Source organism: Dyella sp. 01N36 (genome assembly GCF_056399745.1).
Map to the genome: position 1 here is coordinate 1 of NZ_JBFTRY010000311.1, position 2,596 is coordinate 2,596.

Genomic DNA, 2,596 nt, shown 5'->3' on the forward strand with positions numbered 1-2,596 from the left:
CCTACAAGGTCAGTCTTTCTTCTTCAGCCGCGCAACCAGCTTTTCCAACACAGCCTGCGTTTCCGGATGGAAATACGCATCGAGGAATCCATCGATCGGCAATTGCTCCGGACGCGCCCAGACGGCCGTCAGGTCGGCACGCGCAATCGCACGCGTCTTGAGCATGGCGTTGGAGGGCAGGGCGAGCATGCCCTGCATCCACACCACGGCACGCGTCACCACCTGTTCGACATTGGTGAGTTCGTCCACCAGGCCGACCGCCAGCGCTTCGCTGGATTCGATCATGGCGCCCGCCACCATCAGGCGTTCGGCGCGATACGGTCCAACGATGCGACGCAGCGCCATCTGGATGCTTTCCGGCACCACCAGGCCTACCTGCACTTCGTTGAGGCCGATCTTGAACGGACCTTCGGCCATCACGCGGTAGTCGCAGAACAGCGACAGCACCGCGCCGCCGGCCGGACTGTGGCCGGTGATGGCCGCAACGATGGGAATCGGCGACATCGCCAGGGTCGACGTTGTCTGGAAAAACTCGCGCCAGAATTCACGCACGCCGTCGCGATCGCGACCCAGCAGCGAAGGCACATCCACGCCAGCCGAATACATGCCAGGCTGGCCGGACAGCACGATGCCGCGCGCGCCGCCGGCAACAGCGTTGTCCACCGCATCGCGCAGCGCACGAAGCAAGTCGACATTGAGTGCGTTTACCGGCGGACGTGCCAGGTTGATTTCGACGATGGCGTCGTGCGTGATCAGATTGAGCATGGCAGTGGCCGGATGAGTTGGCAGGAGTGGAGGACGAGAGTAGCAAAGACGGCTGGCCGCCGCTTTCCCTTGCTACTCGCGCCTCTTCACTGGCAGCTCACCCTTGCGGATGCTCGTCCGCCGTCCACTGGTAGCGCACCGCGTAATCGAGCGTGGCCTTGCCGTTGGCCGGCACCGTCACCTTGAACTCCAGCGTGTCGGTGGTCTGCGCACTCGGTTTGATGCTGGAGGAGGCGAGCGTCCACTGGCGCCAGCGCTGGGGATGCTCGCGCACAGTGACCACGCGCGGCGTGTCGCCGGCATTGGTGAGCGTGATGCGGAAGGCCTCGTCCAGGCGGTGGCCGTTCTTGTCCACGGTGAAAGTGGTGCGCTCGCGGCTGGCGCGCAAATCGAACGCCATGCCCAGGGTGATATGCGCGTCGCTGCCCTTGGGCGTGTCGTTGACGCGACCGCTGCCAATGAGTTGCGGCGTGCCGTTGCGATCCATCGACAGCACGCGCAGGTTGCCGGCGGGGATGYTGTCGAATGCGCGGAATTGCAGCGTGCTGGAAATGCCTTCAGGGCCGCCGTTGGTGAAGACATCCTGGCCGATCATGGGCTGCGGTGGCACCCAGGCGGTTCCCGTTTCAAACAGCGACGTGCGTTCGCAGGCGATGGTCCGCGTGTCGTACAGCGGTACCTGGCTCACGCTGCCATCGGGCAGGTCGACCGTGCCGGGCAAGCTGTAGGTGCGGTAGTCGGCCAGCGTGGATTGCTCGGGCAGCGCGGCATCGGCCGTCTTGGCGCGCGCGTTGAACATCATCGGGCGCGGTCCCGAGGATTGGGCCAGTTGTGGCTCGCCGGCCACCAGCATCAGCTGCACGTTGTTCCAGTCGCGACCGCTGCGGTTGGCGATGCTGGCGCGCGATTCGAATTGCATCTTGCAGCCGTCGCCTGGCGCCAGTGTGCCGACGTAGGCAGCGCGCCAACCCAGGCCCGAGGTGGAATAGCTCAGCGTCGCATTGGCCTTGCCGGCGCGGCTGGCATCCACGCGCAGTTGCAGGCCGGAGCCCACCTGGAACACGCCGCGCGCCTTGACCGCGCCATATTCGTGGATCAGCGCAACGCGTTCGTTGGCGCTGGACGTGTCGCGCACCATCAGGCCGCTGGCGTCGGCGCGCAGCAGGGTGCCGCTGGCCAATACTTCGCCATTCGTCCCATACACGTCGACGGGTTGTCCGATCAGGCTGCCCAAGGCGGCGTACTGGCCCTGGCCCAGGCGCAGACGTTGCGACAGCACCTTGGCGGCGTCGCCGTCGACGGTCAGTGCAATGGCTTCCGGGTCGACGTATTGCGGCAGTCCATCGAGGCTTATGTCCTGTGTGCCGGCCTTGAGCTCGAGCTGGCGCGTTTCGCGCGCCACGGCATGGCCCGATGGCACGGAGCCGTTGTCGCCCGCGCTGTACAGCGCGTTGTCGTCGCTGCGATAGAGCGTCAGTGAGGTTGCCGCCGGTGCGGCAAGGGCGCCCGCGCTGGTGCTGGCGAGGATGGCAAGGGCGAGGGTGCGAAGCGGAACAGGGATCACGGTCGAACTCCTTTCGGGTGGTCGCCGCTGATAGTACGGATGCCGCATGAAGCTGCGGCATCCGTGGTGCCGGTGGGCTTAACCCCGAATGCCGGCTGGGTCGTTCAAGCGCCGGCTTGCGCGGCGTCGCGGATCGATGGTGGCAACGGCACCGGCTTGCCGGTGGCGGGATCCATCCATACCAGCACGACCTTGCCGTCGCTATAGAGCGCATCGTTGCTGGCGTCGACGATGCGGTGCGCCAGCGTGATCGAGCTGTTGCCGAGC

3 protein-coding genes are annotated in these 2,596 nt (G+C 65.8%); all 3 read right to left on the minus strand.

All coding sequences use genetic code 11. The features are described from left to right. Positions 1 to 9: 9 nt before the first annotated feature. Positions 10 to 765 carry an enoyl-CoA hydratase/isomerase family protein gene (locus AC1DMG_RS21505; RefSeq protein ID WP_477181087.1) on the minus strand — a complete coding sequence of 252 codons (756 nt, stop codon included), beginning with the start codon at positions 763 to 765 and terminating at the stop codon, positions 10 to 12. Between the two features lie 97 nt (positions 766 to 862). After that, complete coding sequence (locus AC1DMG_RS21510) at positions 863 to 2,329, minus strand: DUF4139 domain-containing protein (RefSeq protein WP_477181088.1); 1,467 nt, start codon at positions 2,327 to 2,329, stop codon at positions 863 to 865. Positions 2,330 to 2,433: 104 nt separating this feature from the next. After that, on the minus strand, positions 2,434 to 2,596 hold a 163-nt coding region (locus tag AC1DMG_RS21515; protein WP_477181089.1), incomplete at its 5' end, for an acyl-CoA thioesterase.